Source organism: Prescottella equi, from assembly GCF_002094305.1.
GTDB lineage: Bacteria > Actinomycetota > Actinomycetes > Mycobacteriales > Mycobacteriaceae > Prescottella > Prescottella equi.
The window spans coordinates 457,741-477,703 of record NZ_LWTX01000001.1; the positions used below are offsets into that span (position 1 = coordinate 457,741).

19 protein-coding genes are annotated in these 19,963 nt (G+C 70.4%); 15 read left to right on the forward strand and 4 right to left on the reverse strand.

Annotated elements, in window-relative coordinates; genetic code table 11:
* Nucleotides 1-11 precede the first annotated feature (11 nt).
* The 5 genes from A6I89_RS02310 (at nt 12) to A6I89_RS02330 (ending at nt 4,884) form a co-directional block, all read left to right on the forward strand.
* Complete coding sequence (locus A6I89_RS02310; RefSeq protein ID WP_005518959.1) at nt 12-842, forward strand: ABC transporter ATP-binding protein; 831 nt, start codon at nt 12-14, stop codon at nt 840-842.
* Nucleotides 843-988: 146 nt separating this feature from the next.
* The gene (locus A6I89_RS02315; protein ID WP_022596971.1) at nt 989-1,798 is read left to right on the forward strand and encodes an NUDIX hydrolase; all 810 of its coding nucleotides are present in this window, start codon (nt 989-991) and stop codon (nt 1,796-1,798) included.
* Nucleotides 1,799-1,818: 20 nt separating this feature from the next.
* A complete protein-coding gene (locus A6I89_RS02320; protein ID WP_005518961.1) occupies nt 1,819-2,598 on the forward strand; it encodes an enoyl-CoA hydratase/isomerase family protein in 780 nt (259 codons plus the stop codon).
* A gap of 136 nt (nt 2,599-2,734) precedes the next feature.
* Nucleotides 2,735-3,709 (forward strand): class I SAM-dependent methyltransferase, encoded by a 975-nt coding sequence (locus tag A6I89_RS02325; protein WP_022596970.1) that lies wholly within the window; start codon nt 2,735-2,737, stop codon nt 3,707-3,709.
* A 17-nt stretch (nt 3,710-3,726) separates the two neighbouring features.
* Nucleotides 3,727-4,884 (forward strand): THUMP-like domain-containing protein, encoded by a 1,158-nt coding sequence (locus A6I89_RS02330; protein ID WP_022596969.1) that lies wholly within the window; start codon nt 3,727-3,729, stop codon nt 4,882-4,884.
* Between the two features lie 3 nt (nt 4,885-4,887).
* Here the strand turns inward: A6I89_RS02330 and A6I89_RS02335 are convergent, their stop codons facing one another.
* Entirely contained in the window at nt 4,888-6,195 is a 1,308-nt protein-coding gene (locus A6I89_RS02335; RefSeq protein WP_022596968.1) for an outer membrane protein assembly factor BamB family protein, read from the reverse strand.
* A 127-nt stretch (nt 6,196-6,322) separates the two neighbouring features.
* Between A6I89_RS02335 and ald the strand changes: the two genes are divergently transcribed.
* The 3 genes from ald (at nt 6,323) to A6I89_RS02350 (ending at nt 8,887) form a co-directional block, all read left to right on the forward strand.
* A complete protein-coding gene (gene ald, locus A6I89_RS02340) occupies nt 6,323-7,447 on the forward strand; it encodes an alanine dehydrogenase (protein WP_013416633.1) in 1,125 nt (374 codons plus the stop codon).
* Between the two features lie 149 nt (nt 7,448-7,596).
* The gene (locus tag A6I89_RS02345) at nt 7,597-8,025 is read left to right on the forward strand and encodes a hypothetical protein (RefSeq protein ID WP_115155952.1); all 429 of its coding nucleotides are present in this window, start codon (nt 7,597-7,599) and stop codon (nt 8,023-8,025) included.
* 70 nt (nt 8,026-8,095) lie between these two features.
* Entirely contained in the window at nt 8,096-8,887 is a 792-nt protein-coding gene (locus A6I89_RS02350) for an acyltransferase (protein WP_005518968.1), read from the forward strand.
* 23 nt (nt 8,888-8,910) lie between these two features.
* On the opposite strand, the gene A6I89_RS02355 is transcribed toward A6I89_RS02350, so the two are convergent.
* Genes A6I89_RS02355 through A6I89_RS02365 form a run of 3 tightly spaced genes read right to left on the reverse strand, consistent with a single transcriptional unit; the run spans nt 8,911 to nt 12,550 of the window.
* Nucleotides 8,911-10,155, reverse strand: coding sequence for a glycosyltransferase family 4 protein (locus A6I89_RS02355; RefSeq protein ID WP_013416631.1), 1,245 nt, complete (start codon nt 10,153-10,155; stop codon nt 8,911-8,913).
* Nucleotides 10,155-11,693, reverse strand: a complete 1,539-nt coding sequence (locus A6I89_RS02360; protein ID WP_044991312.1) for a 1,4-alpha-glucan branching protein domain-containing protein — start codon at nt 11,691-11,693, stop codon at nt 10,155-10,157. Before A6I89_RS02360 ends, A6I89_RS02355 begins: the two co-directional genes overlap by 1 nt.
* A gap of 41 nt (nt 11,694-11,734) precedes the next feature.
* On the reverse strand, nt 11,735-12,550 hold the full coding sequence (locus A6I89_RS02365; RefSeq protein WP_005518973.1) for a class I SAM-dependent methyltransferase: 816 nt from the start codon (nt 12,548-12,550) through the stop codon (nt 11,735-11,737).
* A 240-nt stretch (nt 12,551-12,790) separates the two neighbouring features.
* Between A6I89_RS02365 and A6I89_RS02370 the strand changes: the two genes are divergently transcribed.
* The 7 genes from A6I89_RS02370 to A6I89_RS02400 all read left to right on the forward strand — a co-directional run bounded on the left by A6I89_RS02370 (nt 12,791) and on the right by A6I89_RS02400 (nt 19,875).
* On the forward strand, nt 12,791-13,591 hold the full coding sequence (locus tag A6I89_RS02370) for an electron transfer flavoprotein subunit beta/FixA family protein (protein WP_022596960.1): 801 nt from the start codon (nt 12,791-12,793) through the stop codon (nt 13,589-13,591).
* A 45-nt stretch (nt 13,592-13,636) separates the two neighbouring features.
* The gene (locus tag A6I89_RS02375) at nt 13,637-14,593 is read left to right on the forward strand and encodes an electron transfer flavoprotein subunit alpha/FixB family protein (protein ID WP_005518976.1); all 957 of its coding nucleotides are present in this window, start codon (nt 13,637-13,639) and stop codon (nt 14,591-14,593) included.
* A gap of 211 nt (nt 14,594-14,804) precedes the next feature.
* Complete coding sequence (locus tag A6I89_RS02380) at nt 14,805-15,620, forward strand: GNAT family N-acetyltransferase (RefSeq protein ID WP_022596958.1); 816 nt, start codon at nt 14,805-14,807, stop codon at nt 15,618-15,620.
* Nucleotides 15,621-15,661: 41 nt separating this feature from the next.
* Complete coding sequence (locus A6I89_RS02385) at nt 15,662-16,456, forward strand: lysophospholipid acyltransferase family protein (RefSeq protein WP_197939402.1); 795 nt, start codon at nt 15,662-15,664, stop codon at nt 16,454-16,456.
* 54 nt (nt 16,457-16,510) lie between these two features.
* Nucleotides 16,511-17,728, forward strand: coding sequence for a cysteine desulfurase family protein (locus A6I89_RS02390; protein WP_005518982.1), 1,218 nt, complete (start codon nt 16,511-16,513; stop codon nt 17,726-17,728).
* Nucleotides 17,729-18,847 (forward strand): tRNA 2-thiouridine(34) synthase MnmA, encoded by a 1,119-nt coding sequence (gene mnmA, locus A6I89_RS02395; protein ID WP_005518983.1) that lies wholly within the window; start codon nt 17,729-17,731, stop codon nt 18,845-18,847. It abuts the gene before it with no gap.
* A complete protein-coding gene (locus tag A6I89_RS02400; RefSeq protein ID WP_022596946.1) occupies nt 18,844-19,875 on the forward strand; it encodes a methionine synthase in 1,032 nt (343 codons plus the stop codon). Before mnmA ends, A6I89_RS02400 begins: the two co-directional genes overlap by 4 nt.
* Nucleotides 19,876-19,963 lie beyond the last annotated feature (88 nt).

Sequence of the window (19,963 nt, forward strand, 5' to 3'; positions counted from 1 at the left end):
GGTACGCGAAGATGGTCGCTGTGTCGGAACCAGATCCTGATCTCCTCATCGATTTCGAAGACGTCCTGATTCGCCGTGGCGGAGCGACCCTCGTCGGCCCGGTCTCCTGGAAAGTGGAGTTGGACGAGAAGTGGGTCGTGCTCGGCCCCAACGGCGCGGGCAAGACCTCGCTGCTGCGCATGGCGGCCGCCGAGATCCACCCGACGTCCGGTGTGGCGCGCCTGTTCGGCGAGACGTTCGGCCGCGTCGACATCACCGAACTGCGACCCCGGATCGGGTTGTCGTCGTCGGCGCTGGCCCATCGCGTCCCGGCGGACGAGATCGTGAGCGACCTGGTGGTGTCGGCGGGCTATTCGGTGCTCGGTCGCTGGCGGGAACGCTACGAGGACATGGACACCGAGCGCGCCGTCGAGATGCTCGAGAGCCTGGGTGCCGAGCATCTGTCGAACCGCGTGTACGGGACCCTCTCGGAGGGCGAGCGCAAGCGCGTGCTGATCGCCCGGGCACTGATGACCGATCCGGAACTGCTGCTGCTCGACGAGCCCGCGGCGGGCTTGGACCTGGGAGGCCGTGAGGAACTCGTCGCACGCCTGGGTGACCTCGCGGCCGATCCCGATTCGCCGGCGACGGTGCTCATCACGCACCACGTCGAGGAGATCCCGCCGGGCTTCACCCACGCGATGTTGCTGTCCGAGGGGCGGGTGGTCTCGCAGGGTCTGCTCGACGACGTCATCACGGCCGAGAACCTCAGCGAGGCGTTCAGCCAGTCGATCACGCTCGATCGCGTCGACGGCCGTTACTTCGCCCGTCGGACACGGCATCCCGGACGGCACCGGGCCTGACCCGGCCGGCCCGCTCGCGACACGCGCGTTGGGCGCGGCCGCTGGGACTGGTGGTGAGGCGTCCGTCACTCGGGGCGTAAGTTCCCGGTATGGGAACTTCTCGAGAGTCGGGCGCACCCACCGCCGGTGCCCCGCAGCAGGCCGGAATGTTCGACGAGTCGCAGACCGTGTCCACGGCTCCGGCGCCGAAGGACGCGTCCACCGTGATGCTCGTGCGCGACGGTGACGACGGTGTCGAGGTGTTCCTGCTGCGGCGGGTCGCCGGTATGGCGTTCGCCGGTGGTATGACGGTGTTTCCGGGCGGCGGCGTCGATCCGTCCGACGGCACCGCCGACGTCCGCTGGTCCGGCCCGTCGCCCGCGTGGTGGGCGGAGCGGTTCGGCGTCGACGAGGCCCGCGCGAAGGCGCTCGTGTGCGCGGCGGTGCGGGAGACGTTCGAGGAGTGCGGCGTCCTGCTCGCCGGCCCGACGGAGGACACCGTCGTCGCGGACACGGCCGGGTACGCCGAGGCCCGTCGCCAGCTCGAGTCGCGGGAGTTGTCGTTCGCGGACTTCCTGACGCGCGAGAACCTCGTGCTGCGTGCGGATCTGCTTCGCCCGTGGGCGAACTGGATCACCCCGGTCCAGGAGGGGCGTCGCTACGACACCCGCTTCTTCGTCGCAGTGCTGCCCGAGGGGCAGAACGCCGACGGGGAGACGTCCGAGGCCGCCGAGGTGGCGTGGCGCACCCCGACCGCGGCCGTCGACGACTGGCGTCAGCGTCGCAGCGTCCTGCTGCCGCCGACGTGGCGTCAGCTCGCGACGTTGGGTGAGTTCGACGGCGTCGACGCGATTCTTGCTGCCGAGCCGGAGATTTCGCCGATCCTGCCGGAGTTGAGTTTCGTCGACGGCAAGCCGCGGGTGTCGTTCCCGGGTGACGAGGGCTACTACGACACCGGGGCGCTGCCCTGGGGGTGACGCCCAGTAGCCTGAGCCGCATGGCTGAGTTTGTGACTCTCGAGGTTTCCGAAGGTATCGGCACGATCCGTCTGGCGCGTCCTCCGATGAATGCCCTCAACCGTCAGGTGCAGGAGGAGATTCGGGCGGCTGCGCGTCAGGCGACGGTCGATCCGGAGGTCAAGGCCGTCATCGTGTACGGCGGTGAGAAGGTGTTCGCCGCGGGCGCCGACATCAAGGAGATGGCGGAGCTCGATTTCGTGCAGATGAGCGAGATCATCGCCGACCTGCAGTCGGCGCTCGGCGCGATCGCCGACATCCCGAAGCCGACGGTCGCCGCGATCACCGGCTACGCGCTCGGCGGCGGCCTCGAGGTGGCCCTCGGCGCGGATCGCCGGATCGCGGGCGACAACGTCAAGCTCGGGGTGCCGGAGATCCTGCTCGGCATCATCCCCGGTGGCGGTGGCACGCAGCGTCTGGCCCGCCTGGTGGGCCCCGCCAAGGCCAAGGACATGGTCTTCACGGGTCGCTTCGTCGGCGCCGAGGAGGCCCTTGCGATCGGTCTCATCGACGAGATGGTCGCACCGGACGAGGTCTACAACGCCGCGCGTACGTGGGCGTCGCAGTTCACCGGTGCCGCGAGCCGGGCGATCGCCGCCGCGAAGGCCGCGATCGACCAGGGCCTGGACACCGACCTCGCAACGGGCTTGAAGATCGAGCAGCACCTGTTCGCGTCGCTGTTCGCGACCGCCGACCGCACCATCGGCATGGAGTCGTTCGTCGAGAACGGCCCCGGCAAGGCGAAGTTCACCGGCAAGTAGCCGCGCCTCTTCTCGCGTTTCGCGCACTTGTCGTCGTCCTCCGGGCCCCGAGGCGACGACACGTGCGCGAAACGCGGGGGGAAGAACCGCAAAACTAGAACTTGTTCATTCCTTACCATTCGGTAGGATTCCCGGCATGACTGCAAGCCCGACAGATCCCGCGCCCAACCCGCACGCCACGGCCGAAGAGGTCGAGGCGGCGCTGCAGGACACCAAGCTCGCCCAGGTCCTGTACCACGACTGGGAAGCGGAGACCTACGACGACAAGTGGTCTATCTCGTACGACGAGCGCTGCATCGACTACGCACGCGGGCGTTTCGACGCCGTCGCCGGCGACCAGCCGCTGCCGTACGAGCGGGCACTCGAACTGGGCTGCGGCACCGGCTTCTTCCTCCTCAACCTCATGCAGGGCGGCGTCGCGAAGACCGGTTCGGTCACCGACCTGTCCCCGGGCATGGTGAAGGTCGCGCTGCGCAATGCCGAGCACCTCGGACTGCCGGTCGACGGCCGCGTCGCCGACGCCGAGACCATCCCGTACGAGGACGACACATTCGACCTCGTCGTCGGGCACGCCGTGCTGCACCACATCCCGGACGTCGAGCAGTCGCTGCGCGAGGTGCTGCGCGTGCTCAAGCCGGGTGGCCGTTTCGTCTTCGCCGGTGAACCCAGCACGATCGGCAACTTCTACGCCCGCTGGCTCGGTCGCGCGACGTGGGCCGCGACCACCAACGTCACCAAACTGCCGTTCCTGTCCGACTGGCGTCGCCCGCAGTCCGAGCTCGACGAGTCGTCGCGTGCCGCCGCTCTCGAGGCCGTCGTCGACCTGCACACCTTCGACCCCACCGACCTCGAGAACATCGCGAAGTCGGCCGGTGCGGTCGAGGTCAAGGCCAAGACGGAGGAGTTCGCCGCGGCGCTCCTCGGTTGGCCGGTCCGCACCTTCGAGGCCGCCGTGCCGCCGGAGAAGCTGGGCTGGGGCTGGGCCAAGTTCGCGTTCGGCGGCTTCAAGACGCTGAGCTGGGTGGACGACAAGGTGCTCCAGCACGTCGTCCCGCGCAATTTCTTCTACAACGTGATGATCACCGGCGTGAAGCCGGGCACCACCGACTGAACCGAGTCGAACGAGCTTTGGGATACGACTTCACGATCGACGACGTCGACTATCTGCGCAGCGCCGAGGGCATCGCGGCGCTGACCCGGACGGCGGAGTCGGAGCTGTCCACGCGGACGCGCCTGGCCGACATCGGCCGGGCGCGTGCGCGTTTCGGCGACCGCGCCGGACTGCTGATCGAGACCGTCCTGCTGCGGCGCAAGGCCGAGACCAAGCTGTCGGGCGCCGACTCCTGGCTGTTCACCGACGACGCACTGCAACAGGCAACCCCGCTCGCGGTGGCCCGCCATCGCGGCGAGCGGCTTGCCGGGCGCCGCGTCCACGACGTCACGTGCTCGATCGGCGCCGAATTGTCGGCGCTCGTTCCGGTGGCGGACACGGTGGTCGGCAGCGACCTCGACCCGGTGCGGCTCGCGATGGCCGCGCACAACGTTCCGGGCGCGACGCTGGTCCGGGCGGACGCGTTGCGGCCGTGCACGCGCGACACCGTCGTCATCGCCGATCCGGCGCGCCGTTCCGGTGGCAGACGCACACACGATCCGGCGGCGCTCATGCCGCCGCTGCCCGACCTGCTCGACGTCTACGCCGGCCGGGACCTCGCGGTGAAATGTGCGCCCGGTCTGGACTTCGACCGGCTCGAATGGGACGGCGAGGTGGAGGTCGTCTCGCTCGACGGCGGCGTGCGGGAGGCGTGCCTGTGGTCGCCGGGACTGGCCGGCGCGGGGGTGCGGCGGCGGGCCACCGTCCTGCGGTCGGACGGCTCGTCGTGGGAGGTCACCGATGCCGAATCCGACGACATCCCCGAGCGCGAGCCGGGGGAGTGGATCGTCGACCCGGACGGCGCCGTGGTGCGGGCGGGCCTGGTGCGCCATTACGCGGCGCGGCACGGGCTGTGGCAGCTGGATCCGCGGATCGCCTACCTCACGGGCGACAGCGTGCCGGACGGGGTGCGCGGGTTCCGGGTGCTGGCGCGGCTGAAGTACACCGAGAAGGCGTTGCGTCAGGAGCTGGCGGCGCGGGACTGCGGTTCGGCCGAGATCCTCGTCCGCGGACTCGACATCGATCCCGCCGTGCTGCGGCCGCGGTTGAAGTTGCGGGGCACCACGCCACTGTCGGTGGTGCTCACCCGGATCGGCCGCACGCCCGTCGCCTTCGTGTGCGCTGCCCGGCTCTGACCACTACTTCAGGACGAACAGTTCGCCGATCAGCGTCGGAGTGAGTACCTCGCCGCCGGGTCCGACGGACGTCCCCGCGGTCGATCCGGACGCCCCGGGCAGCGCGTCCTGGTCGAGCGTCTCCCCGGTCGCGGTGTCGAAGGTGAGGAGGGCCAGGCCGTTGTCGCCGTCCCGAACGACGGTGTATGCGGTGGAGCCGGACGTCTGGGCGGGCGCACCGCGCTGCACGACGTCGGCGCGTTCCCACAGCACCTCGGCGCGGTCGCCGCGGTCGCGCAGGGCCAGGAGACGGCCGTTCTCCGCGCCCGCTGGGATGATCGCCCCACTGCCGGAGACGGACGGGCCGCCGCGTACCGCATAGCCGAGGTCGTACTGCCACCTGACGGAGCCGGACTCGGCGTCGAGCGCCCACAGGTGTCCGGCGTTGTCGTTGGCGTACACGGTCTTTCCGTCCCGCGACAGCACCGGCGCAGATGCGCTGCCGGCGGCGAGGGTGCTCGTGGACCATTCCTCGGTGATTCGGGGTCGCTCGCCGTCGCCGTATCGAAGAGCCACCAGGTCGGCCTGTGGAGCGCCGGGGCGCCAGAACGTGACGACGATGCGTCCGTTGTCGAGGTCGATCGCGGGGGACGTCGCCACCGGGCACAGCGGCCCGCCCGCGAAGCAGTCCTGGACGCCCAGATCGTTCGGCAGGGGATCGATGTTCGCGCCCTGCGGGTACGACGCCGGGGGGATGAGGTCGTACGGCGCCGCCACCGTGCGGCCGGTCTGCGGATCGACGACGTTCACCTGCCCGAGTTGCGTCACGAACAGCAGGTTCCCGTCACCGGTGAACTGTGCGGACAGTGGTGTGCCGGTGACCGGTGTGCGCCAGCGCAATTGGCCGCGCTCGTCGAACGAGAGCATTGCGCCGTCCTCGCCGACATACATGTTGGTGGCACGGTCCACCACGGGAGTCGACAGCGCGGCTCCGGGTCCGACCCGGGCACACCAGCGCTTGCGTCCGGTGTCGACCTGGAACGAGAAGACGTTGCAGCCCGCGTCGGTGGCTGCGGTCAGGAACACCTGGCCGTTGGCGGCGACGGAGGCGTTCGTCGTCGTCGGGCCGCCGAGTGGCCGTGACCACTGGAAATCGAGGGACCGGGATCCTGTCACGGCGGCGGTGTCGCTGTTGCGGGCGTCGGAATGCATGCCCGGCCAGCCGCCCGCGCCGAAGACGTTCTCGGCGCCGGAATCGCCGGCGCACCCTGCGAGCAGGAGGGCCGAGATCGTCGTCAGCGCCGCCGCCGACGACCTGAGGGCACGCCGCATCACTTCTCCTCGAATCGGAATCCGTCCGGAGCGAGACTATCCCGGCCCGGATTCTCCGTCGGCCAACCGCCCCACCCGCAATCGTGGGACCCTCGAAGGACGGATCCGTTCCGGCGGAGGAGACATCATGCGAATTGGTGTGCCCAGGGAGATCAAGAGCGGTGAACTGCGGGTGGCGCTGACCCCGCTGGCCGTCAACGAATTACGTGCGCGCGGCCACGACGTCCTGGTCGAGCGCGGCGCCGGGATCGGATCGGCGATGCCCGACGGCGAATTCGTCATGGCGGGCGCACGAATCCTCGATCGGGCGGAGGACGTGTGGGCCGAGGCCGACATGGTCGTGAAGGTGAAGGAGCCGTTGGCTCCCGAGTTCGGGCTGATGCGACGCGGTCAGGTGCTGTTCACCTATCTCCATCTCGCGGCCTCACTGGAATGCACCGAGGCGCTGCTGTCGAGCGGGGTGACCGCGATCGCATACGAAACGGTGGAGCGGCCCGACGGCTCGCTTCCCCTGCTCGCGCCGATGAGCGAGGTGGCGGGCAGGCTCGCCACCCAGGTCGGCGCACATGCGTTGCAGGCCACAGCCGGTGGTGTCGGGCGGGGCATCCTGCTCGGTGGGGTGCCCGGGGTGCCGCCGGGGCGCGTGGTGGTGATCGGTGCGGGCAGCGCCGGCACGCACGCGACGGCCGTCGCGGTGGGGATGGGGGCGAGGGTCACCGTGCTCGACAGGGACGTCGAGCGGCTGCGGGCGCTGCACGACCGGTTCGGATCCCGCATCTCGACGGCCGTCTCCACCCGTACCGAGCTCGAACAGACGCTGACGGATGCGGACCTGGTGATCGGTGCTGTGCTGCTGCACGGTGCGCGGGCGCCGCGCCTCGTCACCTCCGAGCAGGTCGCCCGGATGCTCCCGGGGAGCGTGCTGGTCGACATCGCGATCGATCAGGGCGGCTGTTTCGAAGATTCCCGCCCGACTACTCACGACCACCCGACTTTCGTGGTTCACAATTCAATTTTCTATGCGGTTCCCAATATGCCGAGCGTTGTTCCCCATACGTCCACCCGGGCTTTGGTAAACGTCACCCTTCCGTTTGTCGGCGCCGTCGCGGAAAAGGGTTGGCGGGCGGCCATGCGCGCGGACAGTGCCCTGGCCGCAGGTTTGAACACCTGGTCGGGGCAGGTGACGCATGCGCCGGTCGCCGAGGCCCATGCGCTCCCGTGCGTCAGCGTGGAAAGTGCCCTGAACGGTTGAAATGCCCGATAGTGGAAAACGCCACGCATGCAATTCGCGCGGGTGACGATCGTTGCAGATCGTTTATCGAATTCGGTCGCGACACGCGCTGCGGAATTGTGTCTAATGGATTCATGCAGCCGGGAGTGCGGACAGAATCCGAAGTCGACGTGCGGCAATCAGTCACGATCGAGGCAGACGCCCCGACATCGGATCCCCGGGAGGGTACGAGTCCGCCGCCCGAATCCGTTGTCGCCGAGAGCCGTTCCGAGGTGGACCCGGACGCGTCCGCTGACAGCCTCGCCGGCTCCGGGCCCGACGACTTCCTCCTCGGTACCCCCGCCGCGGGACGGGCAGTCACCGGTGGCCTGGTGGTGGGGGTCGCCGCGGCGGTGGGACTGGTCATGGTCTCGGTCGTCGCGATGGTGATCACCGCGGCGGTCGGGGCGCTCATCGCGTACGTCGTCGCGCACGACGACGAGTGGCTGCGGTCGATGCGCCGGCGCCGTGCCCGCCGACACCAGGTTCTCGTGGCACCGCGGTGGACCCGTCACTCGTGGGACGCCCGCCACGGTGTGGGGCGCCGCGCCGCGACCTGACGACCACGGGACGGGCGACCCACGGGGCACGTGACCGGGCGCACAGTCGCGGTCCGTAGGCTTACGTGTCATGACGAGCATGTGGGGCGCACCGTTGCGCTCGAGGTGGCGCGGATCGCGACGTCGGGACAGTGAACAGGCCCGTTTCCTGACGGTGGCCTCGCTGAAGTGGGTGATCGCGAACAAGGCGTACACCCCGTGGTACCTGGTCCGCTACTACCGCTTGGCGAAGTTCAAACTCGCCAACCCGCACATCATCACCCGCGGCATGGTCTTCCTCGGCAAGAACGTCGAGATCCACTCCACGCCGGGCCTGTCCCGCATGGAGATCGGCAAGTGGGTGCACATCGGCGACGGCAACGCGCTGCGTTGCCACGAGGGTTCGCTGCGGATCGGGGACAAGGTCGTCTTCGGCAAGGACAACGTCGTCAACACCTACATCGACATCGAGATCGGCGCGTCCACCCTCGTCGCCGACTGGTGCTACATCTGCGACTTCGACCACCGCATGGACGACGTCGACGTGCCGATCAAGGACCAGGGCATCGTCAAGGGACCGGTGCGGATCGGACCCGACACCTGGATCGCCGCCAAGGTGACGGTGCTGCGCAACACCCGGGTCGGTCGTGGCTGCGTGCTCGGCGCCCACGCCGTGGTCAAGGGGGACATCCCGGACTTCAGCATCGCCGTGGGCTCGCCCGCGAAGGCGGTGAAGAACCGTAGGGCCGACTGGGAGGCCGGCGCGGCGGACCGCGCGAAGTACATCGCGGCGCTGGAGGACATCGCGCGCAAGAAGCTCGCCTCGAACGGGGCCGACGCCGCCCCCGCGGTGAACGGGAACGGCGCCGGCAGTCAGGCCTGATCGCTCGGTGAACGGGGCGTCCGCTACCGACCGGGCAGCGGACGCTCCGGAATCTGCGGGCGCGCCAGCGGATGCCGCACCCGTCGCTTCGCGGCGGCGTACACCTGCACGGTCTCCTCGGCCACCTTGTGCCAGTCGAAGTCGGCGGTGAGACGCTCTCGTGCGGCCACCGCACGCCGCTGCGCGGCGGCCGGATCGTCGAGCACCTCCCGCGCCGCCGAGGTGAGCCCGTCGACGTCGCCCGGCTCGAACGACAGGCCCGTGACCCCGTCCACCACGGCCTCGCCGAGCCCGCCCGCGGTGGAGGCGATCAGCGGGGTGCCCGCGGCGGCCGCCTCGAGGGCGATGATGCCGAACGGCTCGTATCGACTGGGCAGGACGATCGCGTCGGCTCCGTGCAGCCAGCCGAGCAGCTCCTCGTGGTCGAGGTTGCCCAGGAACGTCACCGAACGCGCGACCCGATGCGTGCGGGCCTGCTGCTGCAGCCACTCGAACTGCGTGCCTTCACCGGCGACGGCGAGCGTCGTGCCGGGGTGGCTGCGCCGAATCCGCGGCAGCGCGGCGATCGCGTCCTGTACGCCCTTCTCGTACTCGAGTCGTCCCACGTACAGCAGGGTCGCCGGCCCGGACCGCGGCGCGCGGGGCCGGAAGCTCCAGGTGGTGACGTCGATCCCGTTGCGGATCACGGTGATCGGCGGCAGCTCCGGGCCGTAGAGCTCGGTGACCTCGTCGTGCATCGACGCCGAGCACGTGATGATCGAGTCGGACTCGTTGGCCAGCCACCACTCCACCGAGTGCACCTGGCGGTTGATCCGGCCCGAGATCCAGCCGCTGTGCCGACCGGCTTCCGAGGCATGCAGCGTCGAGACCAGCGGGACGTCGTAGAACTCGGCCAGTGCGATGGCGGGGTGCGCCACCAGCCAGTCGTGGGCGTGCACGACGTCGGGCTGCCAGCCCGCGCCGATGCCCTCCTTCGCCAGTGCGACGCCGGCGCGGACCATCGCGTGACCCATGGCGAGCGTCCACGCCAGCATGTCCTCGCCGAAGATGAAGTGCGGCGGATCCTCGGCGACCGCGACCACGAGCACTCCGTCGGCGATCTCGGTGACCGTCGGATGCGTCGACGCGTCGGTACCCGACGGCCGGCGCGACAGCACGACCACCTCGTGGCCGGCCGCGGCGAGTTCCGTCGCCAGATGGTGGACGTGCCGCCCGAGCCCGCCGACGACGACCGGCGGGTACTCCCACGACACGATGAGGATCTTCATCACACGCTCCCAGCGAATGCGGCTGTTTCGGTCCGGCGACCGGGCAGGCGCCGCGCGTCGAGTGCGGGGAAGAGGCCGTCGGCGGCGTTCCATCCGTCCGCGAGACGTCGTGCGAGATCGTCGCGGCCGGACGCGACGGCGTCGGCGATCTCCCGCAGCGCGTGGGCGTGCTTGTGGGCCCGGTCGCGGGCGTATCCCGCCGCCGAATCCTTACTGACCATGAAGGCCCAGTCGCTGGAGACCGTCATCAGCGTCTCACGCAACATCTGGTCGTGGACCCGATTGCGAAGTTCCGGTCTGCCCGGATTCGCGTCGCGGGACTTGTCGATCGTGTCCAGCGCGGTCTGCACGACCTCCGCGTTGAGCTGGACCAGGTCCTGCACCTGGTCTCCGGCCCACACCCGCCAGTCCTTGCCCGACCCCCACGACGAGTCCTGCAACTCCACCGCTTGGCCCACGTAACCGGCGGCGCGGGCGTCGGCGAGGGTGCCGACACGGATGCCGGCCTCGGGAAGGGCGCGCAACACCTTCTCGAGCCACTGCGGGCCCTCGTACCACCAGTGCCCGAACAGTTCGGTGTCGAACGCGGCGACGACGAGGGCGCCCTTGCCGATGCGCTCGGACTCGCTGCGCAGTCGTCGGCGCACGGTCTCGACGAAGTCGTCGACGTGCTTGTCGAGGGCGGCCGCCGCCGACTCCGGGTCGTACGGTGCCTTCTTCTCCGACGGCACCGAGCGCCCGGTGACCCGGGCGGGCTTGAGCCCGGTGTCGTGGTCGTAGGTGTGGAAGTCCCGGTAGGCTGGGTGACCGGGGTACCCGGTCTTCGGCGACCACACGCGGTAGCTCACCTCGAGATCGCGACCGAACGCGACGACGTCGGAGCCCCAGACCGGCCGACCGGCGGACGTGTCGCCGCGCAGCGCAGGTCCGTCGACCATGAAGTGCGACACGCCCGCGGAGGCGTACCCGCGTTCCATGCCGGGCGTGTAGCCGCACTCGGGTGCCCAGATCCCGGCCGGGGTGTGGCCCCAGCGGGCGTGCGCGTCGGCGAGGCCCTCGGTGAGGGAGAACGCCCGCAACCGCTCGTCGAGCAGCGGCTGGAACGGGTGCGCGAGCGGACCGCCGAGCAGTTCGATCGCCTCGGCGTCGATCAGTTCCCGCAGGACGGCGGAACCGCCGTGGCGCCAACGGGTTTCGAAGTCCGCCAGGGCTGCCGCGGACGCGCGGTGCTCGCGCGCGCCGAGCTCCTTGTGCGAGGCCGACGGCATCCCCGCGGCCTCGTGGGCGCGGATCTGCCAGTTGCCGAGCCAGTGGTGCATCCCGTCGAGGCAGTGCGGGTCGTCGAGCTGAGCCGCGAGGACCGGGGTGACGCCGAGCGTCAGCATCCGCGAGTGCCCCTCGGCGGCGAGGCGGCGGAGCACAGCGGTGACGGGCAGGTAGGTGGCTGCCCACGACTGGTACAGCCACTCCTCGCCCACCGGCCAGCGGCCGTGGTTGGCGAGCCACGGCAGGTGCGAGTGCAGGACCAGGCAGAACATGCCCGGCTCGCGGGATGTCACGGTTTCCCCCTGAGCCGCGGTCACGCCACGGGATCCTTGATCGCGATCGCCACGAGGTCGAGGCTCGCGTCGATGTCGGCCTCACGCAGCTCGAAGTCGTCGACACCGATGTCCGCGACGTCGCGCGTGAGGTCCTCGGGCCACGGCTCTCCTGCGAGAGCGCGCTCGATCTGGGCGTCGATGAACGAGCCGCCGTGCTTGGCGTCGAGGGCGCGCAGGCGCTCGCCGTGGTGCACTCCGGTCATGACCTCGACCCGGAAGCCCGCGTCGACGAGAAGTTCGGTGAGCTCCGCGGCATTCAACTCACGCGTGTGGAACGGGTTGAGGGGAGTGTCGCGCCCGGGCGAGAACGTAATTCGGTTCGGGGTGCTCACGAGCAGTTCGCCACCGGGCGCCAGCACGCGGTGGCACTCGCGCAGGAACTGTGCCTGATCCCACAGGTGCTCGATCACCTGGAAATTGACGACCGTGTCGACGGAGCCGTCCGGGAGCGGCAGTTCCGCGAGATTGCCGTGCAGCATCTCCACTCGGGGGTACCGGGAACGGACGTGCTCGACCGCGGAGATGTCGTAGTCGAGTCCCGTGACCTTCGTCGCCACATCGGCAATCATGTTGGCGCCGTAGCCTTCTCCGGAACCCGCCTCGAGCACGTGGCGACCGGTGCAACGGGGGAGCAGGTCGCGGTAGACCACCTCGTGCCGCCGGAACCAGTAGTTCTCCTCGGGGATTCCCGGCACCGTTCGCTCGCCCGTCAACGGCAGTGTCGAGGCATCGTCGGGCGATGTCGCCCCGGCGTCGAGGGGGCTGGCTGTGGAACCGACTGTGGATTCGCTCACCCCAGCGAGGTTAGTGGCACCGCGAGGGACAGTTGTCGGGGTGGTCCACATCACAGCCGCGACAGGCCGCTCCGGCGGTTATGGTGAGACCGGATTTCGCCTAAGTTACCGGCTGGTAACTTAGTGTGAGGTAATCTGTCGCACAGCCAACGTGCGACGAAATTACTTACGAGAGCTCGGCATGTCGCGGAGTTTCTCGCGACTATCAGCCGGCTACACACAGGAGGTCGACGAAGACCCATGACGAACATCGTCGTTTTGATCAAGCAGGTCCCCGATACGTGGTCCGAGCGCAAGCTGTCCGACGGCGACTTCACGCTCGACCGTGAGGCCGCCGACGCCGTGCTCGACGAGATCAACGAGCGCGCCGTCGAGGAAGCCCTCCTCATCAAGGAGCGCGACGGCGGCGAGGTCATCGTCCTGTGCGCCGGTCCCGACCGCGCCACCGATGCCATCCGCAAGGCGCTGTCCATGGGCGCCGACAAGGCCGTTCACGTGAACGACCCGGCGCTGCACGGCTCCGATGCCATCCAGACCGGCTGGACTCTCGCCGCGGCGCTCGGACAGATCAGCTTCGAGAACGGCGAGGCCGCCGACCTCGTCATCGCCGGCAACGAGGCCACCGACGGCCGCATCGGCGCCGTCCCGGCCATCATCGCCGAGTACCTCGGCCTGCCGCAGCTCACCCAGCTGCGCAAGCTGACGGTCGAGGGCGGCAAGGTCACCGGCGAGCGCGAGACCGACGAGGGCGTCTTCGGCCTCGAGGCCGGCCTCCCGGCCATCGTCTCGGTCACCGAGAAGATCAACGAGCCGCGCTTCCCGTCCTTCAAGGGCATCATGGCCGCGAAGAAGAAGGAAGTTCAGGTCCTCACCCTGGCCGACCTGGGTGTCGATCCCGAGACCGTGGGCGTCGCGAACGCCGGCACCACCGTCACCGGCTCCACCCCCAAGCCCCCGCGTACCGCTGGCGAGCGCGTTTCCGACGAGGGCGACGGCGGCACCAAGATCGCCGCGTACCTCGTGGGCCAGAAGATCATCTGATCCGGCCCCCTCGAGACCAGCAGACAAGACAGGGAGAAGTAAGCAATGGCAGAAGTACTCGTGCTCGTCGAGCACGCCGAGGGTGCACTCAAGAAGGTCAGCCTCGAGCTCATCACCGCCGCCCGTGCTCTCGGTGAGCCGGCCGCCGTCGTCGCCGGTCCCGCCGGCACCGCCGCGAAGCTGGCCGAGGCCCTGGCCGCTGCCGGTGCCGCCAAGATCTACGTCGCCGAATCCGACGACATCGAGGGTTACCTGGTGACCCCGAAGGTCGACGTCCTCGCCGGCCTGGTCGAGACCGCCGGCCCGGCCGCCGTGATCCTCGCGGCCAGCACCGAGGGCAAGGAAGTTGCCGGTCGCCTGGCGGCCCGCATCGGCTCCGGCCTGCTGTCCGACGTCGTCGAGGTCAAGTCCGACGGCAGCGCCGTCCACTCGATCTTCGGTGGCGCCTACACCGTCGACGCCAAGGCCAACGGCGAGGTCCCGGTCATCTCGGTCCGCCCGGGTGCCGTCGAGGCCCAGCCGCAGGCCGCTGCCGGCGAGCAGGTCGTCGTCGAGGTTCCGGGCCAGGAAGAGGGCGCCGTCAAGGTGGTCTCCCGTGAGCCCATCGTCGGTGGCGATCGTCCGGAGCTCACCGAGGCGTCGGTCGTCGTCTCCGGTGGCCGTGGCGTCGGCTCGGCGGACAAGTTCTCGGTCGTCGAGGAGCTCGCCGACTCGCTCGGTGCCGCCGTCGGTGCCTCGCGTGCCGCAGTCGACTCGGGCTACTACCCGGGTCAGTTCCAGGTCGGTCAGACCGGTAAGACGGTCTCGCCGCAGCTGTACATCGCGCTCGGCATCTCCGGCGCCATCCAGCACCGCGCCGGCATGCAGACCTCGAAGACCATCGTCGCGGTCAACAAGGACGAAGAGGCCCCGATCTTCGAGATCGCGGACTTCGGCGTCGTGGGCGACCTGTTCAACGTCGCTCCGCAGCTCACCGAGGCCGTCAAGGCTCACAAGGGCTGACACCCGGCCACGCGCTCGCAGAGCCCCCGTCACCGCATCCGGTGGCGGGGGCTCTCGCGTCGTGTCGGTCGCTCTCGCGCGCGCATTCGTCCCCCGCGCGCGCGATCGTGCGCGCGGGGCGTCACTTCGCGCGCGGCACGTTCACCGAAGCTGCATCGACGCGACACGTCCGCGACGCCTGATCGCCGTACCCACTCGATAGACCTCTGGCATGACAACTTCGTCGACTGTCGAGACCGTCTGTTCCCCGCGAGAGACCTCGCGCTACTCCCTCCTGGTGTCCTCCGATCGTGAGCACCGCCTGGCCGCTCAGGCCCTGCGCTACCGCGTGTTCGCCGCCGAACCCGGCTTCGTGATCCCCGCGTCCGACGACCGTCTGGACGCCGACCGCTTCGACGACTTCTGCGACCACCTGCTGGTCCGCGACAACGCGACCGACGAGTTCGTCGGCTGCTACCGGATGCTTCCGCCCGACGCCGCGATCGCGGCCGGCGGCTACTACACCGCCACCGAGTTCGACCTGGAAGCGCTCGATCCCACTGGGCGTCGCGTGGTCGAGATGGGGCGCGCGTGCGTCGATGCCGAGCACCGCTCCGGCTCGGTGCTCGCACTCATGTGGGCGGGCATCCTGCACTACCTGCAGCTCACCGGCCACGACACGGTCATGGGCTGCGTGTCGGTGCCGATGCAGGACCGTCCCGACGCCGTCGCCGGCGCGAACGTGCGCGGCGTCCGCGACTTCCTGCTGGGCCGCCACGCCGCGGAGCCGTCGTCGTGGGTGCGACCGCTGCGACCGGTGCGGGTGGACGGTCGACCGCTCGATGACATCGCCGCACCCCTGCGGCCGGCGGTTCCGCCACTACTGCGCGGCTACCTGCGGCTGGGCGCGAAGATCTGCGGGGAGCCGGCGCATGACCCGGACTTCGGTGTCGCGGACTTCGTCGCGCTGCAGACCTTGCGCGACGCCGACACCCGCTACCTGGAACGGCTCCAGCGCGCCGCCGCGACCCTCGAGGCCGCGGCGTGAGCCACCCCTGGGCGCCTACGAGTCCGTGCGGTGAGCGCTGCGTGAGCGGGGTCGGCCGCGTCTCGGTGCCGACGGCCTGCGCGCGATGGGTGGCGCTGGCGGCGGCGTCGAGCATGCTGCTGTTCCCGCTCCTGCGCGCGCTCCCACAGCCCACGCGAGCGCGATGTCACCGGCGTCTGGCCCGGGCTGCGTTGCGGGGCATCGGGATCCGAGTCGAGGGTGGGGCCGGGCTACGGGTCCCGGACGGCACGTTGGTCGTGGCGGGCCACGTGTCGTGGCTGGACGTGCTGGTGCTCGCCGCCGTGGTGCCCGGCCGGTTCGTGGCCCGGGCGGACCTGGTGACTTGGCCGCTGCTCGGCGCGGTCGCGAGGCGAGCACGAGTCATCACTATCGACCGCGACCGGCTGCGCGGCCTGCCCGCGACGGTCGCCACCGTCCGCGACCGGTTGTCCGCGGGGGAGACGGTGATCGCGTTCCCGGAGGGGACCACGTGGTGCGGTCGGGCGTTCGGGCGCTTCCGGCCCGCGCTGTTCCAGTCGGCGATCGACGCGCAGCGACCGGTGCTGCCGCTGTCGGTGGACTACCTCGACGCCGCGGGCGACGGCACCACGGTGCCGGCCTTCGTCGGCGCCGACACGATCGGCGCGTCGATGCGCCGCGTCCTCCGGGCCCGGGGCCTGCGCGTCCGGGTGACCGCGGGGGAGATGCAGCACCCCGGCAGCGATCGGCGCGAGCTCGCCGACCGCTGCTCGCGACAGGTGCGGGACGGCTCCCGGCCGACGATCGACCGGCTCCTGGCGCGGCTCGACCAGCCGGACCACGCGCAAGCTGCGTGACTGCGGTCTCCGGCCAAACGGTGACTGCGGGCGACGGGCTATCCTTGTCGGGTCATGATCTCGCCTGCCACCAGCTCAGCGGTCTACCTCGACCACGCCGCGACCACACCCATGTATCCGGCCACGATCGAGGCGATGACCGAGGTCTTCGCCACGGTGGGTAACGCCTCGTCGTTACACGGATCGGGTCGGTCGGCGCGACGCCGTATCGAAGAGGCCCGCGAGTCGATTGCGGCGTGCCTGGGCGCGCGCCCGTCCGAGGTGATCTTCACCTCCGGCGGCACCGAGAGCGACAACCTGGCCGTCAAGGGCATCTACTGGGCGCGGCGCGGCGCCGACCCCCGGCGCACCCGGATCCTGGCGAGCGCGGTCGAGCACCACGCCGTGCTCGACGCCGTCGAGTGGCTCGCCGCACACGAGGGCGCCCGGGTGACGTGGCTGCCCGTCGACGCCGACGGTGCCGTCGACCCCGACGCCGTGCGGGCCGAACTGGCACTGCACGCCGAGGAGACCGCGCTCGTCACCGTCATGTGGGCCAACAACGAGGTCGGTACTGTCAACCCGATCGCGGAGATCGCCGCGATCGCCTCCGAGTACGGCGTCCCCATCCACTCCGATGCAGTGCAGGCCGCAGCGCACCTGCCGATCGACTTCGCGACGAGTGGGCTGTCGGCGCTCAGCATCGCCGGCCACAAGCTGGGCGGCCCCCAGGGTGTCGGTGCACTCCTGCTCGGCCGGCAGGTGCCGTGCGTGCCGCTGTCGCACGGCGGCGGCCACGAGCGTGACCTGCGTTCGGGCACGCAGGATACGGCGTCGATCGTCGGCCTCGCATCGGCTCTGCAGATCACGACGACGGAGATGGCGTCGCGCAGCGCCGAGCTGATCACGTTGCGGGACAGTCTGATCGAGGGTGTGCGCGCCGTCGTGCCCGACGCGATCCTCAACGGCGCCACCGGGCCGGCGCGGCTCCCGGGTAACGCGCACTTCACTTTCCCCGGCTGCGAAGGGGATTCGCTGCTGATGCTCCTCGACGTCGCGGGTGTCGAGTGCTCCACCGGGTCGGCCTGCACGGCCGGGGTCGCGAGCGCCAGCCACGTGCTCACCGCGATGGGCGTCGACCCGGTCGTCGCTCGTGGATCGCTCCGTTTCTCGTTGGGGCACACGTCGACCGAGCGGGACGTCGAGGCGCTGCTGTCCGCTCTGCCGCAGGTGATCGAACGTGCCCGGGCCGCCGGACTGGCGAGCGCGGGCGCTCGAGGAGGGAATCGTTAGATGCGAGTTCTGGCTGCGATGAGCGGTGGTGTGGACTCGGCGGTGGCCGCTGCCCGCGCCGTGGAGGCCGGTCACGACGTCGTGGGCGTGCACCTCGCGCTGTCGACCGCGCCCGGCACGTTGCGCACCGGTTCGCGAGGCTGCTGCTCCAAGGAGGACGCCGGTGACGCGAAGCGTGCCGCCGACGTACTCGGAATCCCCTTCTATGTATGGGATTTCGCGGACCGCTTCAAGGAAGACGTGATCGACGACTTCGTCGAGTCGTACGCCGCCGGGGAGACCCCCAACCCGTGCCTGCGGTGCAACGAGAAGATCAAGTTCGCGGCGCTCGCCGACCGCGCGTACGCGCTGGGCTTCGACGCCGTCGCCACCGGGCACTACGCCCGTCTCGAGGACGGCGAGCTGCGCCGTGCGGTGGACGCGGACAAGGATCAGTCGTACGTGCTGGCGGTGCTCACCGCCGACCAGTTGTCCCGGGCGATGTTCCCGGTCGGCGACACCCCCAAGGAGCAGATCCGCGAAGAGGCCGCCGCACGCGGACTCGCGGTCGCGAACAAGCCCGACAGCCACGACATCTGCTTCATCCCGTCCGGCGACACCCGGGCGTTCCTCGGAGCCAGGATCGGGATCCGACCCGGCGCGGTGGTCGACGCCGACACCGGTGAGGTGCTCGCGCAGCACGAGGGCGTCCACGGGTTCACGATCGGGCAGCGCAAGGGGCTCGGCGTGCAGGGGCCGGCCGCCGACGGTCAGCCCCGCTACGTGACCGCGATCGAGCCCGAGACCGGCACCGTGCGGGTCGGCTCGGCCGCGCGCCTCGACGTGTGGACCATCACCGCCGAACGAGCGATCTGGACGTCGGGGCAGGCGCCCGAGGGGCCGATCGAGTGCATCGTGCAGGTGCGTGCGCACGGCGGTACCGCGCGTGCTGTCGCGGAGGCGGTCCGGGGCGAGCGCAGCGACGGGGAAGGTCGCGACGGCGGCATCGTCGTGCAGCTGTCGGAACCGCTGACCGGCGTCGCGAAGGGACAGGCCGTGGTGCTGTACCGCCCCGACGAGGACGGCGACGTCGTCATCGGCAGCGGCACCATCGCGGGAACCTCCGCGGACCGTCCGTGACCGCCTCCCGGGTTCCCGTCGGTGTCGCGACGGGTGTCGGATCGTGGCCGGGCACCGATCCGCGAGCGGCGGCGGAGATCGTCGTCGGAGAACTAGCGGCCCTGCCGCACCTCGTCGAACTGCCCGCGCGGGGCATCGGCGCCGACATGATCGGCCGAGCGGGAGCCCTGCTGATCGACATCCCGATCGACACCTCCACGACGGGGTATCGCCTGGCGCAGCGCGTCGGCGCCGCCACCCGCACCGCCCGGGACCTGCTGGCCCGCGATCTCGACGCGCTCGAGGAGGCGTGGGAGCTCGCCGGACGCCGTGGCACCGACCAACCGGTGAAAGTGCAGGCCGTCGGGCCGCTCACGCTGGCGTCGCAACTCGAACTGCACGGCGGGCACCGCGTGCTCACCGATCCCGGGGCGCTGCGGGACGTGGCCGAGTCGCTCGCCGAGGGCGTCGCGAACCACGTCGCCGACACCGCCCGACGTCTCGGTTCGCCGGTGGTGGTGCAACTCGACGAGCCGGGCCTGCCGGCGGTGCTCGCAGGTTCGCTGTCCGGAGTGTCGATCCTGCAGACGCCTCGTGCGCTGCCGGAGCCCGAGGCCCTCCATGTCCTGCAGCAGGCGATCGGGCGCATCGATGCCCCGGTTCTGGTGCACTGCTGTGCGTCGGACGTCCCGTGGGGGTTGCTGCGCCGCAGCGGCGCCGCGATGGTCGGCTTCGATGTCGACACCCTCGGGACCTCCGACCTGGACGGCATCGGCGAACTGCTCGACGGTGGCGTCGACCTCGCGCTGGGACTGGTGCCGACCGGTGAGCCCGAGCGTACGCCCGGCTGGCGGGAGCTGGCCGAGCCCGCGACCCGGCTGTTCGACCGGCTCGGCTTCCCCCGCGAACTGCTGTCGTCGCGCGTCGCTGTGACCCCGGCGTGCGGACTGGCCGGCGCGAGCCTGGACCGGGCCCGCGCGGCGCTGCGGTCGGCGAACGATGTGACCCGCGCTTTCGCGGACGGGGCGGACCCAGACCGGACCCGCTGAAGGGTCTCTCGGCGGCCGAAACTTGTCGGCTGGCTGCGATAACCTTCCCAGGTGGACCAGAACGAAGCCCCCGCCTCCGTGACCAGTC